Origin of the sequence: Bacteroides timonensis (genome assembly GCF_000513195.1) — a bacterium.
Taxonomy (GTDB): domain Bacteria; phylum Bacteroidota; class Bacteroidia; order Bacteroidales; family Bacteroidaceae; genus Bacteroides; species Bacteroides timonensis.
Genome location: NZ_CBVI010000030.1, coordinates 1 through 18,847 on the forward strand (window position 1 = coordinate 1; position 18,847 = coordinate 18,847).

An 18,847-nucleotide genomic window follows, 5' to 3' on the forward strand; every position below is an offset into this window, starting at 1 on the left:
AGTACTAACTGTATAGTTAATAAAATGTTAAAAAAAATCAAGAACATGAATCAGCCTTTAATATCAATAATAATACCTGTCTACAATGTCGAAAAATATCTTGACCGTTGTGTTAACTCGGTTATCAAACAGACCTATAGTAATTTAGAAATTATTCTCATTGATGATGGAAGTTCGGATAGTTCAGGAATCTTGTGTGATGAATTGGCTATCAAAGATAGTAGGATAAAGGTTACTCATAAAAAGAATGGTGGATTGTCGTCTGCAAGAAATTGTGGAATGGAGATTGCAACGGGAGAATATATTGCTTTTGTAGATAGTGATGATTGGATAGCTTCTGATATGTATGAATACTGTATGAATCTCATGAATTTATATAGTGCGGATGTAGTGGAGATTAATTATAAAGCAGTATCGGATGAATATCATATGGTTGATAATAAAGATGAAATCGTTCATTTTTATAAATCAGAACGGATTTTGGAACATTTTATGATTGTTACAACTATATCTTCTGGTGGCTATTCGGTTTGGAGATGTCTTTTAAAAAAAAAATCACTTTCTTCTATTCGCTTTAGAGATGGAAAAATTAATGAAGACATAGATTATAAATATATGGCTTTGGCTAATTGTAAAACTATGATTGTAAGTAATAAAATTAAATATTTCTATTATCAGTCAGGTAATAGTCTTTCTTTAGGAGGTTTGCAACGTAAGGATTATGATTTGTATGACGCAGCGGAAGAACTATATAAATTAACAATTCGGAATGAGTCAGCATTAGTTCGAAAATTAGGTGAGGTTAAACGGGCTAGAACTGACTTTTCTTTACTTTGCAAAATTGCTTTTTATGGCATTGCCGATTCTTCAATTGATAGAAAATCTACGGTGCGACAATTGACTCGGAATTTGCGTAGAAATCTTATGATATTGTTAGATTCTCCGATTCCTTTAAGTCGAAAACTAATGGTTGTTGTTTTGTGCATTCATATAAAGTTATTAGAATTTCCCTTGAAGGTCTATAAAAAACTGAAATAAGATGAGTATTGAACAAACTATAAATTACCAGTTAAACAAATTTCCTACTATAAAGAAGGTAGTGAAGAGGGTGTATCAGTCATCGATATATGCAATATCTCCTAAGATAAAATCAGAAGGAAATATCATAAAAGTATCACCAGATGATGATGCAGAGTATTTTTTTGGCTATTATGATAAATCGCCTTGGGATGCTTCGGGAAGATATATGCTTTGTATGAAAACTGAGGATACATGGAGTGAAGTCTCGCCTTTAGTTCCAGTGGATTTGTTGTTGATTGATACACAAAATAACAATTTCGTAAGAAAGTTGGGTGAGAGCCATTCTTGGAATGTACAGCAGGGTTGTATGCTTCAGTGGCTGGGGCCTGATTTTGACAAATATGTAATATATAATGATTTCAGAGGTGGATGTTTTTGTTCGGTAATACTTAATATAGAATCAGGAAAGGAAAGAGTTGTTGATTGTCCCATTTATGCTGTATCTTCTGATGGTATTACTGCATTATCTCTTGACTTTACTCGCCTGCATAGATTGCGGAAAGGTTATGGATATGCTAATATGGATGAAATAACTAAGGATGAAAGGCTACCTGATACTACTTGTATTTGGAAAATTGATTTGGGGTCGAGGGGAGTAACTCCTTTGTTGAAATATACAGATTTTGCCTCTTTTGAACCTCGCAATGAGATGATAGATGCAGAGCATAAAGTGAATCATTTGATGATAAGTCCTAATGGGAAACGATTTATGGTTCTGCATCGTTGGTTGAAGGGACATAGAAAATATACTCGACTGGTTACTTGTAATATAGACGGACATGATATGTATAACTTGAGCGATGATGATATGGTGAGCCATTGTTATTGGAAAAATGATGATGAAATATTGGCTTTTGAAAATAAGCATCATTCAGGTCCTGGTTATTATTTGATGAGAGATAAAACGAAAGAATATAAACATGTGTGGCCTGAATTATGTGCTGATGGACATCCCAGTTACTCGCCTAATGGTTCATTGGTTGTTACAGATAGTTATCCGGATAGAGCAAGGATTGCATCTATTAGAATTCTAAGTGGGGTTGATGTGAAGGTCGTTGCGCGCGTGTTTGCTCCATTCAAATATGATAATGACACTCGGTGTGATTTACATCCAAGGTGGAGTCGTGATGGTAAAATGATTTGTTTTGATTCTGTATTTGAAGGACATAGAGGCCTATATATCGTTAAACTCTAAAATAATGGATGGCAATTTAGTTGCAGTACTTTTACCCGTTTATAAGCGGGATAAAGCGGAGTATTTTGATCTTTCTATTAATAGTATATTAAGCCAAACATATCATAATATCATTATATATGTTGGTGTTGATGGTCCGATCGATTCTGTGTTGAAGATTTGTTTGGAGCGTTATGAGAACTGTAGTAATGTTGAAATTTTATATTTTAAAAAAAATCGTGGTCTTGCTATAGTATTAAATGACTTGATAAGTCTTTGCAGGAAAGAAAAGATTGAGTTTATTGCCCGTATGGATGCAGATGATATAGCAATACCAAATCGGTTAGAAAAGCAGCTTTTTTATTTGAAATCTCATCCAGAGATAGATGTTGTAGGAGGTGCGATTGAAGAGATTGATGAAGGAGGTCTTTTAAGGGGGAAACGCATTACATATCCTTTAACCCCAATCGCATGTAGGAACTTTTTTGCTCGAAGAAATCCTTTGGCTCATCCAGCCGTTATGTTTAGATATAGTTATTTTGAAAAAGCTGGTTGTTATTATAGATCTGACTATAAGCAGAACCAAGATACGTTATTATGGTTTGATGGGTTAATGAAAGGTTGTCAAATCGCTAATATCCCGGATGTCATTCTTCACTTTAGAATGACCAATGACCTCTTTAAAAGACGTCGTAATGGATTAGCATTTGCAAAGAAAAGTTTGAAAGATCGTTTTATGATAAACAAAGGGCTTGGTTATGGAATAGGAGCATATTGTTTTGCTTTGGTAATGTTTGTCATAACGATATCTCCTGTTTGGTTGAAGAAGTTGGCATACCGTTTCCGCTAATAGAATTACTTTATGTTTTGTAAGTCCTTTTTTGATCGGTTAGTTTCATTCTTAGGTCTAATATTATTGTCTCTAGTTTTGCTTGTTGTTGCTATTCTTATTCGGACAAAGATGCCTGGAGGTCCTATTATATTTAAGCAGAAAAGAGTTGGACAACACGGACGATTATTTACGATGTACAAATTCCGTTCTATGGCCGTAAGTCATTCTGGAAGTTCCATATCTGTAAAAGGAGAAAGTCGTATTACTCCTCTGGGAGCCAAATTACGTAAGTATAAATTAGATGAATTACCGGAACTATGGAATGTATTGATAGGTGATATGAGCTTTGTAGGGCCACGTCCCGATGTACCGGGCTATGCTGATAAACTGGAAGGGGAGGACAGGAGGATACTTCTCTTGAAACCCGGAATAACCGGTCCTGCCAGTTTGAAATATCGTAATGAAGAAGAATTACTGGCAGAACAAGAAGATCCTCAAAAGTTTAATAATGAGGTACTGTTTCCAGATAAGGTGAAAATCAATATAGAATATTTGGATAATTGGTCTTTTGGGAATGATATCAAAATCATTATTTATACACTACTTGGGAAAGATTTGTAATATCGTAAAATGGTTATTTGTGCCTTATTATCTATGGCGTAAATAGCCTTGCTTTTTATACTCGTACTTTTCTATTTATCGTTTTCTTTTTAATCATATAATTTAATGGACAAAAGAATTTATCTTTGCTTGGCTCACATGAGCGGCAAGGAGCAGGCTTTTATTAAGGAAGCTTTTGATACGAACTGGGTTGTTCCTTTGGGCCCCAACGTGAATGCTTTCGAAGATGAATTGAAACATTTTGTAGGACAGGATAAGGAAGTTGTTGCTTTATCTGCGGGTACGGCAGCTATCCATCTGGGATTAATCCAACTTGGTGTAGGAGCCGGTGATGAGGTTATCTGCCAGTCGTTTACGTTCTGTGCGTCAGCCAATCCTGTAGCTTACCAGGGAGCTAAACCTGTGTTTATCGACAGTGAGGAGGATACCTGGAATATGGACCCTGTTTTGCTGGAAGAAGCCATCAAAGACAGAATCGCAAAGACAGGTAAGAAGCCGAAAGCTATTCTTCCTGTTCATCTTTACGGTATGCCTGCCAGGATTGATGAGATTTGCGCGATAGCCGCTAAATATGATATTCCAGTGCTGGAGGATGCTGCGGAAGCTTTAGGTTCTGAGTTTAATGGCCAGAAGTGCGGTACTTTTGGTACCTTTGGCGTGTTGTCTTTTAATGGTAATAAGATGATCACTACTTCGGGTGGCGGCGCTTTGATCGTTCCTGATGAAAGCACCAAGAAGCAGACAATGTTTTACGCTACGCAGGCTCGTGAACCTTTTCCTCATTACCAGCATGAAAAGATCGGTTACAATTATCGTATGAGTAATATCTGTGCTGGTATCGGTCGTGGTCAGATGACCGTATTGGATGAGCATATAGCGCATCATCGTCATGTACATGCTCTTTATGAGAAGGCTTTTGAAGGTGTGGATGGTATAACGTTGAAATCTAATCCTGATGATCGTTTCAACGCTAATTATTGGCTGTCTACTATTCTGATAGATCCTGTGAAGACCGGCACTAGCTATGATGAGGTCCGCCGTAAACTGGATGAACGGGGAATTGAGACCCGTCCCTTGTGGAAACCTATGCATTTACAGCCTGTCTATGCCCATAATCCTTGCTATGTGAATGGTGTTTCTGAACGTTTGTTTAATATGGGTTTATGTATTCCTGCCGGTCCTTGGGTGACGGATGAAGATGTGGCATATATTGTAGAGCAAATAAAGGCATGTTGTAAAGGGTTATAGGCTTGTTGTTTGAGATTTAATGTAAGTGGTCTATATATGGAGAATCCCTGAAGCTCATAATAAAAGTGAGTTTCAGGGATTTTTTCTTTAGAAACCAAGTATTGTAGCTGATGGTGTATATTCGAAATGTAAGCACTTAATTGCTTTTTTCCGTCTTCTAAATAAAGTCTTTATCTTTGTGGCATCATCTTACTGCCTATAAATAGTGGATGCGTTGGATTTATGAATTATATACCACTTTTTAGGTGGTATATTTGAGTATGAGTGGTACGATTCTATCTTATTACATATCCTCCAACGTCAAGCATTTTCCCTCAATCTCATATTTGAAAAGTACTTTTTTATGAATCGCTTCTATCTTGCTTTGGAACAACTCAGGTTTGAAATTCTTTCGCAATCGTTTAACTTCTGCAATAAGTGCTTTTTTCTCAAATAAATAAATCCCCACTATATCTATCTCATTAGCATTACCTTTAGTTTCCCACCAAGAGCCGATATTCAGAAATTCCCTGCTCTCTATCATTTTCTGGCGGAAATAGTCCTCTAACATGAAACCTGAATAAGTAGGATAGTCTCTTTTAATAATGCTACTTAATCCGCTGAAGTTCCGTATCTCCAGCAATGATTGATATTTATCGAAATACCGGAACCAGAAACGTAAAAATGGATCGGATATTTCATACCTTACGGTTTGCGTCCCTTCTTTCGAGAATATAGGGCGCTTTTTGGAAACTATGCTATAATCTTCTTCCAGGCGTTTCAGATATCCGCCTAGGCTGATTCCTAACTTCGCTTCCATTTCAGTAATCGTATTCCTTCCCTCGGCAATAGCTCCTATAATAGAGAAATAATTGCCGTATTTCTTTCCGAATTCTTGTATTAATAAAGTGTTTCCTTCATCTATAAAGGGAGAGTCGGGCTGTACCATGAAGTCAACCATGCTTTCCATTTCAGTTGTTCCGGCATCCATTAATAATTCTATATATTTAGGGACGCCTCCGGTAAATGTGTAGAGTGCCAGTAAGTCATCAGGCATGTAGTCAGGTTTGTAATCATGTAGTATTTGTTTGATAACATCAGTGGTAAAGGGATACAATTTCAAAACTCTGTCACTCCTTCCATATAATGGTTCTTTGGCATTCTTGAATATCTGCTCCATTAATGTGTATACAGAGCCACTGACGATGAGGTTGACATTTGTTCGGGTACGGAAACGGTCCCAAATGTCCTGCATGCCACTGTAAACGGAGGGATTGATATTATAGAATTCCTGAAACTCATCGATAACTAAATTGAATTTATTCCGGATGCCCTGTTCCATAACAAACTCAAAGAGTTCAGTGAAGTTGTATATCTTTCCGGGAATAGTTATATTTAAAACCTGGGCAACGGTTTCTGCAAACTTAGAGCACAAATCTGCCTCATTACTTCGTTTGACGAACCAATAAAGAGTAGGAGTGTTTTCGCAACTCTTAAATATCAGGCTTGTTTTGCCTATACGTCGACGCCCTGTCAAAACTGTTAGCTTTGAATGTTCTGAAAAAGCTAACTCACGCACTTTTTGCAGTTCGTCCAATTCTTTCTCGCGGTTGTAGAATTTCATAATGAGTTTCCTATTGTAACGATGGTTAATTTCACGGCGGTTAAATTAACCGTGGTTACAAAAATAGGAGATTTTATGGAAACATACAAGATTACACCTCTGTTTCTGATATTCTTTTATTCTTTAAGCGCCGCCGGCTGCGATAACCTCAAACTGCTCACTACCGCAGCAATCAGTGCAAACATACTCCCCGTTATCAAACACACCTCCGTGTTCTCACTTCCTGCTACCCAACTGAATAATAATGCCACAAGCGTCGTTCCGAATGTCTGCCCCATGAGCCGTGCCATTCCCATCATTCCACTGGCTCCACCGGAACGCTGTTTGGGTGCGGAAGCAATCATTGTACTGTTATTCGGTGTCTGAAAGAGTCCGAATCCGACTCCACAAAGAGCTAACCGTAAACAGATACTGACAATCGATGATTCTGCGTCCAACATCGAAAGCGAGTAAAGACCTATACAGAATATTCCCATCCCGATACTTCCCAATATTCCCGGGTGAATACGTTCTACTAGGTAGCCGGCGGCCGGTGCAGCAAACAGTGTGGCGAGAGGCCAAGGAGTCAGTAGGAGTCCCGTCATGACTTCGCTATGTCCCAATGTGTTTTGTAGAAAGAAGGGCAGCGAAATCATAGCCAGCATCTGCGCGGTGAATGAACAGATGGAAGTCAGAATCGAGAGCCTGAAAATGGGGATTCTCAGTAAGTCTAACGGCAACAGGGGGGACTCTTGCCCCAACTGCCGACGTACATAGTAAGTACCTACAATAATTAATATCACTAATTGAAGAATCAGATAATCATAGCGTTCATGATGCGCAAAACCATCCAATGTATAAATCAATAATCCGAAAGTAACAGCATTAGCCACCGCACTGATAACGTCAAACTTACGTTTCGATAGTTCCTTTTGTTCAGGAAGATACTTGATTCCCAATATCAAGGCAATGATCCCCAATGGCAAATTTATCGCAAATAACCAGTGCCAGGAAGCTATTGACAAAATACCACTGGCAACAGAAGGACCTGCCGCCGCTGATATGGCAATTACCATTGCATTAATCCCCATTCCACGTCCTATCTGTTTTTTCGGATAGATAAGACGAAGCTGGGCTGTATTTACACTGGTGATAGCTGATGCACTGAATCCTTGGAAAATACGGGCGGTTGTCAGAGTCCAGAAGGAATCGGATAAGGCACATATAAGTGATGTCACACAAAATAAAGCAATTCCGGAAAGGAATACCTTACGATATCCGAAGATTTCGCCTAATGCGGAAAAAGAAAGTAATGACACTACAATAGCCAATTGATAACCATTGACAATCCAGGTAATCACAGAGTCCGAAGTTCCAAAATCATGTGCGAGGGTAGGGAGGATTACAGTACTGATATTGATATCGAGCACTGACATGCAGAGAGCAAATCCAATGGCCACTACCGCCCATATTCGTTGTGGAAATGGCAGCCCGTCAGTTTCTTCTATTTCCTGAGATTTTCCATCTTGAATCATATGAATTCTTTTTACTGCGAGTTAAACAAAATGTAGAAACTGGTGTTCGGAGATATGCATAAAAATAAGTTTTTTTAGAAATTGTCTCGTAGGAAAGTAACGTGGAGAAGAAACTTCTTTGTACCTTTGTGCCCGTCAATACTAAAATCAATAATAAATAATAGGATTTATGGGAGGATTTTTCGGGACAGTCTCCAAAGCGAGCTGTGTGACGGATTTATTTTACGGTACAGATTATAATTCACATTTAGGAACTAAGCGGGGCGGACTTGCCACGTATGATGCAGAAGAGGGTATGTTTGCCCGATCCATTCATAACCTGGAGAGCACTTATTTCCGAACCAAGTTTGAAGACGAACTGGATAAGTTTAAAGGAAATGTCGGAATAGGAATTATCAGCGATACAGACCCGCAACCCATCATCATTAACTCCCACCTCGGACGCTTCGCCATTGTTACAGTAGCCAAAATTGTGAATCTGGAAGAAATAGAAGCAGAGCTACTTTCCCAAAATATGCACTTCGCCGAACTGAGTTCAGGCAATACCAATCAAACCGAGCTTATCTCACTACTCATCATACAAGGAAAAACTTTTGTAGAAGGTATAGAAAATGTTTACCGCCGTGTCAAGGGCTCTTGTTCTATGCTGTTGTTATCAGAAGATGGCAGTATCATTGCCGCTCGTGACAAGTGGGGACGCACTCCGATTGTAATTGGTCGGAAAGAAGGGGCATACGCTGCAACCAGTGAGTCAAGCAGTTTCCCGAATCTGGATTATGAAATAGACCGCTATCTTGGTCCGGGTGAGATTGTTCGTATGACCGCCGATGGAGTGGAACAACTGCGGAAGCCGGAGGAAAAGATGCAGATTTGTTCTTTCCTGTGGGTGTATTACGGTTTTCCCACTTCCTGCTATGAAGGTCGTAATGTAGAGGAAGTGCGTTTTACCAGTGGCTTGAAGATGGGGCAGAACGATGATTCTGAAGTAGATTGTGCTTGCGGTATTCCTGATTCCGGTGTAGGTATGGCTCTGGGGTATGCCGAAGGAAAAGGAGTTCCTTATCACCGTGCTATTTCTAAATATACACCGACATGGCCGCGCAGCTTCACTCCCAGTAAGCAGGAGATGCGCTCATTGGTGGCGAAGATGAAACTGATACCGAACCGTGCCATGCTGGAAGGTAAGCGCTTATTGTTCTGTGACGACTCCATAGTACGGGGGACGCAACTACGGGATAATGTGAAGGTACTGTATGAATATGGTGCCAAGGAAGTACATATCCGCATTGCTTGTCCACCGTTGATTTATGCTTGTCCGTTTGTAGGTTTCACGGCATCCAAGAGCCCGTTGGAACTGATTACACGTCGCATTATAGAAGAACTGGAGGGAGATGCAGACAAAAATCTGGAGAAATATGCCACTACCGGTTCTCCGGAATATGAGAAGATGGTCAGTCTTATTGCCGAGCGTTTCGGGCTTACTACGTTGAAATTTAATACACTGGAAACTCTGATTGAGGCTATCGGACTGCCGAAATGTAAGGTTTGTACACATTGTTTTGATGGAAGTAGTTGCTTTTAAGTAACTCTAAATACTAACATTTTGTAAAAAGGGGCGTGAATTGCTTGGCAGTTCACGCCCCTTTTTCTACCTTTACGGCAGAACTGTTGATTACTGTTGATAGATAATTGGTAGTTCATATTCTTAATCGTAAATTGAAAATTATTAATTCGTAAATATTATGGCTTTAGTAGAACGTTTTTTGAAGTATGTAAGCTTCGACACCCAGTCCAGTGAAGAGACCGAGGTGACTCCAAGTACTCCGGGGCAAATGGTATTTGCCAAGTATCTGAAAGAAGAATTAGAATCTTTAGGTCTGGAAGACATAACGTTGGATGAACACGGCTATTTGTTCGCCACGCTTCCGGCCAATATTGATAAATCGCTGCCTACTATCGGTTTTATCGCCCATATGGACACCAGTCCCGATATGAGTGGCAAGGATGTGTCGCCCCGCATTGTTCAGAACTATGACGGCTCCAACATTGTGCTTTGTGAAGAAGAGAATGTAGTTCTTTCTCCTGAACAGTTCCCCGAATTATTGGACCATAAAGGTGAAGACCTTATCGTGACGAATGGCAAGACATTGCTGGGCGCAGACGATAAAGCCGGCATCGCAGAAATTGTTTCCGCAATCGCATATCTGAAAGACCATCCTGAAATCAAACATGGTAAAATCCGTATTGGTTTTAATCCGGACGAGGAAATAGGACTGGGTGCGCATAAGTTCGATGTAGAGAAGTTCGGTTGTGACTGGGCTTATACGATGGATGGTGGTGAAGTCGGTGAACTGGAATTTGAGAATTTCAATGCAGCATCCGCCAAGATTACTTTCAAAGGGCGCAACGTGCATCCGGGATATGCCAAGACTAAAATGATTAATTCTATTCGTGTGGCTAACCGCTTCTGTGCCATGTTGCCCAGCCATGAGACACCGGAACATACCGAGGGCTATGAAGGATTCTATCATCTCATCAGCTTTAATGGTGATGTGGAGCAAACCACAGTTGCTTATATCATCCGTGACCATGACCGTGTGCGCTTTGAAGATCGCAAGAAAGAGATAGAAAAGTTTGTTCAGAAAATCAATGCTGAATATGGTGAAGGTACTGCCAAACTTGAACTTCGCGACCAGTACTACAATATGCGCGAAAAGATTGAGCCTGTGATGCACATCATCGATACGGCTTTTGCCGCTATGGAAGCTGTAGGCGTGAAGCCGAATGTGAAACCCATTCGTGGTGGTACGGACGGTGCGCAACTTTCTTTCAAAGGGTTACCTTGTCCCAATATCTTTGCAGGCGGTCTGAATTTCCACGGAAGATATGAGTTCGTTCCTATCCAGAATATGGAAAAGGCGATGAATGTCATTGTGAAGATTGCCGAACTTGTTGCTACTAAATAATAATTCAATACCTTAAAACATGAAAACCACTCCGTTTACCGAAAAACATATCTCGCTGGGTGCTAAGATGCACGAGTTTGCGGGGTATAATATGCCGATAGAATATTCCGGTATTATTGATGAACATCTCACTGTTTGTAATGCTGTCGGTGTATTCGACGTTTCCCATATGGGAGAGTTCTGGGTGAAAGGCCCCCATGCACTGGCCTTTCTTCAGAAAGTGACTTCTAATAATGTGGCTGCCCTGACTCCGGGTAAGGTGCAATACACCTGTTTCCCTAATGAGGATGGCGGTATTGTAGATGATTTACTGGTCTATCATTATGAACCGGAGAAATACCTGTTGGTAGTGAATGCCTCGAATATAGAGAAAGACTGGAACTGGTGCGTTTCGCACAATACCGAAGGTGCCGAATTGGAAAATGCTTCCGACCACATGGCGCAACTTGCTGTGCAAGGGCCGAAGGCCATTCTTGCTTTGCAAAAACTGACAAACATTGATTTGTCGTCACTCCCGTATTACACCTTTACGCATGGTGAGTTTGCCGGTGAGAAAGATGTAATTATTTCCAATACAGGTTATACCGGTGCAGGAGGCTTTGAACTTTACTTCTACCCTGAGGCAGCTGTGAAGATTTGGGATGCTGTGTTTGAAGCAGGTGCCGAGTTCGGCATAAAACCGATTGGTCTGGGAGCTCGCGATACGCTTCGCCTGGAAATGGGTTTCTGCCTGTATGGCAATGATCTGGATGATACGACGTCACCCATCGAAGCCGGATTAGGTTGGATTACCAAGTTTGTAGAAGGCAAGGACTTCACAAATCGTCCGGTACTGGAGAAGCAGAAGGCAGAAGGTACAGTTCGTAAACTTGTCGGCTTCGAAATGGTAGATCGGGGCATCCCGCGTCATGGATATGAATTATTCAGCGCAGACGGTGAGGCTATCGGTGTAGTAACTTCGGGTACTATGTCACCTACGCGTAAGATTGGTATCGGTATGGGTTACGTAAAACCGGAGTATACCAAGGTTGGTACGGAAATTTGCATTGACATGCGTGGACGCAAGCTGAAAGCTGTGGTGGTTCGTCCGCCATTCCGCAAGTAAATCCATATAATAGTTTGAAAGAATAAGGGCGTCTGATCAGTGAGATTCGGACGCCCTTTTCTATATTCTACAGTCTGCTGATTTTGTCTAGTAGCTGATTTGCCCAGTTAATCTCCTGACTTGTCCATTCTCCGTCTTCTTCCTGTATTCCCTGTTTTTGATATCGGGATAGCAGAGTCAGGTACTCTTTCAGGTTATTGGCAGCTTCTGCCTGTTTATTCATCCGCATGAGTAGTAGGATTTCCTGTTTGCATATATCGAGGTTGGGGCTGTCGCCTGCCAGTTCTTTGGCTTTCCAAATCAGGTCGACACACTCTTTATTCACTTCTTCGGTGTTATAAAGTGCCATTTTAGATTTTACTAAGATAACATAATCGTAATCGGTAGCAAGATTGTTTTTGATATTCTTTCCCACTAATCGCATAGCCTCTATATACTGCTGGTCTGCCATATTCATGGCTGCATTGAAGGTTACGATATCCGATGTTGCCTTGAGGTAAGAACGGCTACTCTGATTTTCGGCCTTGCCTGTTTTGTCTATTCGTTTTTTCAGATTGTCGATGCTGCCGTAACGGAGCAGATCATTGCTGCGTTGCTGCGTATGATAGTAGCCGATAACTTTGGATAGGGCAGAGGGTAATCCGTCGGGGTTCATACCCTTGAATTTCAATAATTCACGTGCAACCCGGTCGGCCGCATGTTCTTGTTTATCTTTGTATTTCATTCCTAGACGATTCACCACACTTACATTCAGCAGGGCAGCAATGCTTCCGACACTGGCAACGGCACTTACTCCTAAAGCCGTGTCATCATCGTCCCAATAGGCTATATCCAAAGCCACTTCGGCGGTGACGGCAAGAACCGTTCCCCAGAATGCAGCCCGTTTGGCCCGACGTTCTGCACGATAGATATTGTTTATCTGATGGTCGAGTACGAAATGCGCCATTTCATTGGCAATAATGGCGGCAAGTTCATCTTCAGAGTCAAGGGTACAGAGCAGTCCGGTACTAATAAGCATTATTCCGTTGGGTAACATATAAGCATCCGGTTCGGGCGACTGGATGACGCGTATGTTCAATTGCTCGTTACGATTGGGATCAAGGCCGGTGACACTCAGTTTTGCAAAGATGCTTTGTACGTATGAAGTGATGAAGTCATCATTATAGCCGATATCCTCCAACTTGTACAGATAATCGAGGCACTCTTCGTTTACCTCCCGTCGCAACTTGGTGTGATACCCTTGTTCACCAAAGTACTCATACAGATGTTGTTTCAAATAGATTTGTTGCCAAAACTCCTGATTGGTTCCGGGAGATAGAAATGCTACCTTCTTTATGTCTGCAGCAGGCATGGCAATTTGCACGCCGTTGATGTCAGCCGCATAAAAGATGTCGGAACCGCCCAGTTCTTTTGACCTCATTTTTACGACCCTCCGGATGACTACAGGAGTACCGGCCGGATAGTCTTCATACTTTTCCTTAAATTCGCCTTTTATGGCAATTGGGCCGCTCAAATCTTTCTGTTTGGCGGCAAATCCTGCCGTAGAGAGAAGAACGGCAAGGAAGATGAAGGTGATTAAACGTTTCATATTGCTTTGTTTATGGTTCACATTATTGACTTGCAATCAGAATGACTGATACAAAAATAGGAAAGAGTTTTCCCTCTTCCCTATTCTTTTCCCTACAAAGTGGTAGGGAGTTTCCTATTCTGCGTTACTTCAAAGGATGCATAAAGACAAATAAACTCCCCTTCTGATAGCTGTCATCCAAGTATACACGGGCTTTTACGCGCTCGGCAAGAATCTTGCATAAGGCCAGACCTAATCCGGCACCAGGCATGAAGCTGTCTACTTTATAAAAACGTTCGAATACTTTTTCTTTCAGTTCACTTTGAATCCCGGGACCTGTATCTCGGACATAGAAGCCTAATTCATTTTTATCCTTGTCTATACGATAGCTTATTTCCACTTCGCCGCTTTGGGTAAATTTCAAGGCATTGTGTAGTAAGTTGTAGAGCACCTGATGCACAGTATGCTCGTTTGATACTAAAATATAGTCGGATTTGTTAGGGGTGTAGTGTAAGTTTACTCCGGGTTGGACATGTTCCTGCATCTCGCGTATCAAACCGGAACAGAGATTGTCTATGGAAATCTGTTGTTCTGTTAGCATATTCTCTCCGCTGTCCATATTGGCTATAGAGAGTATATCACTGATGATTTTCAATAGTTTATTACTGTTCTTCCTGATGGTAATGCTGATTTCTTTTCCTTCTTCCGGATTCATGGGTACTTCTGCCAGACATTCGGAGAATCCGACAATAGAATTTAAGGGCGTTCGTACTTCATGGTTCATATTCTGTATGAAAGCAGTCTTCATGAGTTGTGCTTGTTGCGCCTTTTCATTGGCTTTTATAAGTTCTTGCGCTTGTTGCTGCAGCAAACGGTTGTTTCTTAGTTTGTGCATGTAGAACTTAATGCCGATGATTAAGGTCACCGCTAATACCAGTAGCAGGGAACAGGCATAAATGAATTGTATATTGCGAGCACGCAAACTCATTTTCTGGGCTTCAAGTTCCAGCTTATTCATGTTATAGCGGGCAGACAGTTCATTGAGCCGTTTCTGTGAATCTTCCCGATACAACGAATCGCTTAAAGATATGTATTTGCGCAGTGTGCGATAGGCTTCTTCATATTGTTCGCTTTCCGCTAAGGCGCTGGCCATGTTATTGTATATTCTTTTTAGGTTGGTCATGTTGCGGATATCCTTGTAGTACTGCATTTCGAGAGCTTGATAAGCAAGCATTGCAGTGCGGTCTTTCTTAAGGCTGGCATACTTTTCTTTACTATTATATAAATAGATACGGATAGCATTCGGCTTATTCTGATATATTTCCTCCATTTCGCTCAGATATTTTTTCAGGGTGACGGTGTCTTTCGGCTCTCTGAATACTTCTGAAGCCATATCCTTTATCATTAAAATGCGTTCTATTTCTATGCTTTTTTCTCCGTCGCGGATGAATACGTTGGCTAATGAATCCAGATGATAAAATACGGCTTTGGATTCTTCTTTTCTATTAGTATTCAATAGTATTATTATATAGTTAGCACTCAATGTGGTATATTCGTCCCAGCATTTCAAGTCCTTAAACAGTTGCATGGCTTGTGTTAGGTAGGGTTGAGCTTTGGTATAGTCTTTATTGGCACCATAGTAGTTGGCTATTGCAGCTAAACTGAATGCCAGTCCGATGTCGCTTTTCCTTTCCAGTGCATCGTTGTACATATTATCCACCTCTTTCATGTCGTCTTCGGGAGCGCTGGAGTATATGATATTTTCGCAAAGCAAGCTCCAATTCCTGTAATATTCGGTATAGTTGTGGAGTTGAAGACATAAATCTTTGATGATAGGGGTGTATTGTTTCAGGCTGTCCAGGTCGCCTTCTTTATAATGAAACCAGGCTTTAGTCTTATACAGATAGTATAAGTCGAGCGTTTTGTTTCCTTTTTCAGTCTCTATTTCTTTTTTTACCTTATCCCAGTATGGAAGGAATAAGTCCGGCTGATTGTAGTATGACTTTAATTTTAAAAAGAATGAAGGAAGGGAATCAGAATACTGTTCCGCTTCTTGCTGTGCCTTTATTGATGTTGAAAATAAAAGTGCACAGAGCATTACTATTAGTGGCAAGTAGCTTCTCATAGCAAAGTATTGTCCTGTTCTCTATTTATATTTGTTTTTGAAGCTACAAATATATAGAAATTCACCGATATATATATGTGTTGATGATAATAAAAAAGGGAGACTTCATAGAAAAGTCTCCCTTTTTTTAGCTCCAAAAGAGGCCAAATTTATTTCTTCTTACGGTCACCGTAACGGCTCATGAACTTATCAACGCGACCTGCTGTGTCTACCAATGTAGATTTACCAGTATAGAACGGGTGAGAAGTGTTAGAGATTTCCATCTTTACCAACGGATAAGTTTCACCTTCAAACTCGATGGTTTCCTTCGTGTTTACAGTTGAACGAGACAAGAACATGTCACCATTAGACATATCTTTGAATACTACCGGACGGTAATTTTCTGGATGAATACCTTTTTTCATTTCAATATTTGTTTTTTAATTATTATATTCAGTTACTATTTTGGTAATAAATAGTGTAATGGTCTTATTTTTCAGAGCGCAAAGATAGTGCAAGTCGAAGATAATACAAAATAAATTCAGATTTATTTTTGCTTAAGGTGCAGTCTACCTTTGTTTAAAGGCAGTGCATTTCTCCGAATTAGAAAAAAGTTCCCTCAAAAAATAGGTTTATCGCTTTTTATTTCAGATTTTTGCATGGTATTTTAATTTATATTCAGCATGAAGAAGCTACTTTTCTTAATTTCCCTATGGCTCTGCGTCACTACGGCAGGTGCCCAGCAGAACGAGCGAGATCTGTATAGTGTTGCGTTTTATAATCTTGAGAACCTGTTTGATACGATTCATGATGCAGGTAAAAACGACCTTGAATTTTTACCTTCTGGCAGTTATGCATGGACGGCTGAGAAGTATGAGGCCAAGTTGAAGAACCTTGCCAAAGTCCTGAGTGAAGTATCGCGAGACCGCGTACCTGAAGGACCTGCCGTTATCGGTGTAGCCGAAGCTGAAAACAACCGGGTACTGACAGATTTGGTAAGCCAGCCGGCTATATCCGACTATAAATTCGTGCATTACGAAGGTCCGGATAAACGGGGCATTGATTGCGCTTTGCTTTATGATCCGGAACAATTCACTGTTACCAATTCCAAACTGGTGCTTTCCACTCCTTTTGAAGGGGACACTGTGCACTTGACGCGTGGTTTCCTTATTGTAGACGGACAGATGGCAGGTGAACGCGTTTGTTTCATCGTCAATCACTGGCCTTCCCGTGGAGCTAAATCTCCGGTACGTGTACATGCAGCCAAGCAGGTGCGGGCATTGACAGACTCTCTGATGCGTACGGACAAGAAACTGAAACTGATAGTTATGGGAGATATGAACGACGATCCCATGGACGAAAGCATGGCGACACTGGGCGCGCGCAAGTATACGAAGCAGGTGAAGAAGGGCGAATTCTATAATCCCTGGTGGGAAACCCTTGAAGATAAAGGCGTGGGAACATTGCTCTATCGTGGCAAGTGGAACTTGTTCGACCAGATTGTAGTCTCCCGTCCTTTGCTGAAAGCCAAGAAAGGTTTGAAGTACGATCATAATGAAGTCTTTATCCGTGAGTATCTTTTTCAGCAGGATGGCAAGTACAAAGGCTCTCCCTTGCGCACGCACGGCGGACGTGTTTGGTTGAATGGCTACAGCGACCATTTACCCACTATCATTTATTTGAAAAAGTAATATATAATAATGTGTAAACGAAGACCGGGAAGCTAAACTTGCTTTCCGGTTTTTTTGTTATCTATATAAAGGTATGCAGAAGAGGCTGATAAAGGCTACAGATGAAAAGAGTTTGTAACATAGAGATTACAATATTCTGTTAAAATCATCCAATAGCTTTAAAATAGAATTGTTTCAATGCGGATAATACGATAATTTATTCCCAACCTGTTCTTCCATTTGAAGGATAATGCTTACTTTTGCGTAGAATTTTTATTCACTAACAATAAACTTTAAACAAAATGATTAATTACAAAGATTTAGGGCTCGTAAACACAAGAGAAATGTTTGCGAAAGCTATTAAAGGTGGATATGCTATCCCGGCTTTCAACTTTAATAATATGGAACAGTTGCAGGCTATTGTAAAGGCTGCTGTTGAAACCAAATCTCCGGTAATCCTCCAAGTATCTAAAGGTGCCCGTCAATATGCTAACCAGACATTGTTGCGTTACATGGCAGAAGGTGCTGTAGAATATGCAAAGGAACTGGGTTGCAAACACCCTGAAATCGTTCTTCACCTCGACCACGGAGATACATTCGAAACTTGCAAGTCTTGTATCGATATGGGCTTCTCTTCAGTTATGATCGACGGTTCTCACCTGCCTTACGAAGAAAACGTTGCTTTGACGAAGAAGGTAGTTGACTACGCTCATCAATTTGATGTAACTGTAGAAGGCGAACTTGGTGTATTGGCTGGTGTAGAAGACGAAGTTTCTGCTGAACATCATACTTATACTGACCCTGAAGAAGTAATCGACTTTGCTACTCGCACAGGTTGTGACTCTTTGGCTATTTCTATCGGTACTTCTCACGGTGCATACAAGTTCAAACCAGAACAATGCCACGTAGATCCGAAGACTGGTCGTTTGGTACCTCCTCCTTTGGCATTCGAAGTATTGGACGCTGTAATGGAGAAACTTCCGGGATTCCCCATCGTACTGCACGGATCTTCTTCAGTTCCTCAGGAAGAAGTTGAAACTATCAACAAGTTTGGTGGCAAGCTGGAAGCTGCTATCGGTATTCCTGAAGAAGAACTGCGTAAGGCTGCTAAGTCTGCAGTTTGCAAGATCAACATCGACTCAGACTCTCGTCTGGCTATGACTGCTGCTATCCGTAAGGTATTCGCAGAAAAACCGGCTGAGTTTGACCCGCGTAAGTATCTTGGCCCGGCTCGTGACAACATGGAAAAGATGTATATGCATAAGATCATCAACGTGCTTGGTTCAGACGGTAAATTGGCTGAATAATCCACAGGATTTTAGACTGAATAGAAGGCTGCTCTTGAAAAAGGACAGCCTTTTTT

At 40.9% G+C, this 18,847-nt stretch carries 15 protein-coding genes; 10 read left to right on the forward strand and 5 right to left on the reverse strand.

The genetic code is table 11. The features are described from left to right. The 5 genes from BN161_RS07635 to BN161_RS07655 all read left to right on the forward strand — a co-directional run. Positions 1 to 1,038 (forward strand): glycosyltransferase family 2 protein (locus tag BN161_RS07635; protein WP_052356205.1); only part of this gene is annotated, 1,038 nt, incomplete at its 5' end. 1 nt (position 1,039) lies between these two features. After that, positions 1,040 to 2,275, forward strand: coding sequence for a TolB family protein (locus BN161_RS07640; RefSeq protein WP_044264578.1), 1,236 nt, complete (start codon positions 1,040 to 1,042; stop codon positions 2,273 to 2,275). 4 nt (positions 2,276 to 2,279) lie between these two features. After that, entirely contained in the window at positions 2,280 to 3,104 is an 825-nt protein-coding gene (locus BN161_RS07645) for a glycosyltransferase (RefSeq protein ID WP_044264580.1), read from the forward strand. A 12-nt stretch (positions 3,105 to 3,116) separates the two neighbouring features. Further along, positions 3,117 to 3,707, forward strand: a complete 591-nt coding sequence (locus BN161_RS07650) for a sugar transferase (RefSeq protein ID WP_044264582.1) — start codon at positions 3,117 to 3,119, stop codon at positions 3,705 to 3,707. Positions 3,708 to 3,812: 105 nt separating this feature from the next. Continuing rightward, on the forward strand, positions 3,813 to 4,955 hold the full coding sequence (locus BN161_RS07655; protein ID WP_044264584.1) for a DegT/DnrJ/EryC1/StrS family aminotransferase: 1,143 nt from the start codon (positions 3,813 to 3,815) through the stop codon (positions 4,953 to 4,955). Positions 4,956 to 5,238: 283 nt separating this feature from the next. Here BN161_RS07655 and BN161_RS07660 read toward each other — a convergent pair whose 3' ends face one another. Further along, on the reverse strand, positions 5,239 to 6,558 hold the full coding sequence (locus BN161_RS07660) for an ATP-binding protein (protein ID WP_044264585.1): 1,320 nt from the start codon (positions 6,556 to 6,558) through the stop codon (positions 5,239 to 5,241). 116 nt (positions 6,559 to 6,674) lie between these two features. Beyond that, complete coding sequence (locus tag BN161_RS07665) at positions 6,675 to 8,072, reverse strand: MFS transporter (RefSeq protein ID WP_044264586.1); 1,398 nt, start codon at positions 8,070 to 8,072, stop codon at positions 6,675 to 6,677. 169 nt (positions 8,073 to 8,241) lie between these two features. Here BN161_RS07665 and BN161_RS07670 point away from each other — a divergent pair, with 169 nt between their 5' ends. The 3 genes from BN161_RS07670 to gcvT all read left to right on the forward strand — a co-directional run bounded on the left by BN161_RS07670 (position 8,242) and on the right by gcvT (position 12,143). Then, positions 8,242 to 9,654, forward strand: a complete 1,413-nt coding sequence (locus BN161_RS07670; protein WP_044264591.1) for an amidophosphoribosyltransferase — start codon at positions 8,242 to 8,244, stop codon at positions 9,652 to 9,654. Positions 9,655 to 9,814: 160 nt separating this feature from the next. Then, positions 9,815 to 11,038 (forward strand): peptidase T, encoded by a 1,224-nt coding sequence (pepT, locus tag BN161_RS07675; protein WP_044264593.1) that lies wholly within the window; start codon positions 9,815 to 9,817, stop codon positions 11,036 to 11,038. Positions 11,039 to 11,057: 19 nt separating this feature from the next. Continuing rightward, a complete protein-coding gene (gene gcvT / locus BN161_RS07680) occupies positions 11,058 to 12,143 on the forward strand; it encodes a glycine cleavage system aminomethyltransferase GcvT (protein ID WP_044264599.1) in 1,086 nt (361 codons plus the stop codon). A gap of 67 nt (positions 12,144 to 12,210) precedes the next feature. Here the strand turns inward: gcvT and BN161_RS07685 are convergent, their stop codons facing one another. The 3 genes from BN161_RS07685 to BN161_RS07695 form a co-directional block, all read right to left on the reverse strand. After that, complete coding sequence (locus tag BN161_RS07685) at positions 12,211 to 13,731, reverse strand: M48 family metallopeptidase (RefSeq protein ID WP_044264623.1); 1,521 nt, start codon at positions 13,729 to 13,731, stop codon at positions 12,211 to 12,213. Positions 13,732 to 13,855: 124 nt separating this feature from the next. Further along, positions 13,856 to 15,835, reverse strand: a complete 1,980-nt coding sequence (locus tag BN161_RS07690; RefSeq protein WP_044264602.1) for a sensor histidine kinase — start codon at positions 15,833 to 15,835, stop codon at positions 13,856 to 13,858. Positions 15,836 to 15,984: 149 nt separating this feature from the next. Continuing rightward, entirely contained in the window at positions 15,985 to 16,239 is a 255-nt protein-coding gene (locus tag BN161_RS07695; protein WP_007212861.1) for a type B 50S ribosomal protein L31, read from the reverse strand. 258 nt (positions 16,240 to 16,497) lie between these two features. Between BN161_RS07695 and BN161_RS07700 the strand changes: the two genes are divergently transcribed. Beyond that, positions 16,498 to 17,505 (forward strand): endonuclease/exonuclease/phosphatase family protein, encoded by a 1,008-nt coding sequence (locus BN161_RS07700; protein WP_044264604.1) that lies wholly within the window; start codon positions 16,498 to 16,500, stop codon positions 17,503 to 17,505. A 281-nt stretch (positions 17,506 to 17,786) separates the two neighbouring features. Then, a complete protein-coding gene (locus tag BN161_RS07705) occupies positions 17,787 to 18,791 on the forward strand; it encodes a class II fructose-bisphosphate aldolase (RefSeq protein ID WP_007212863.1) in 1,005 nt (334 codons plus the stop codon). Positions 18,792 to 18,847 lie beyond the last annotated feature (56 nt).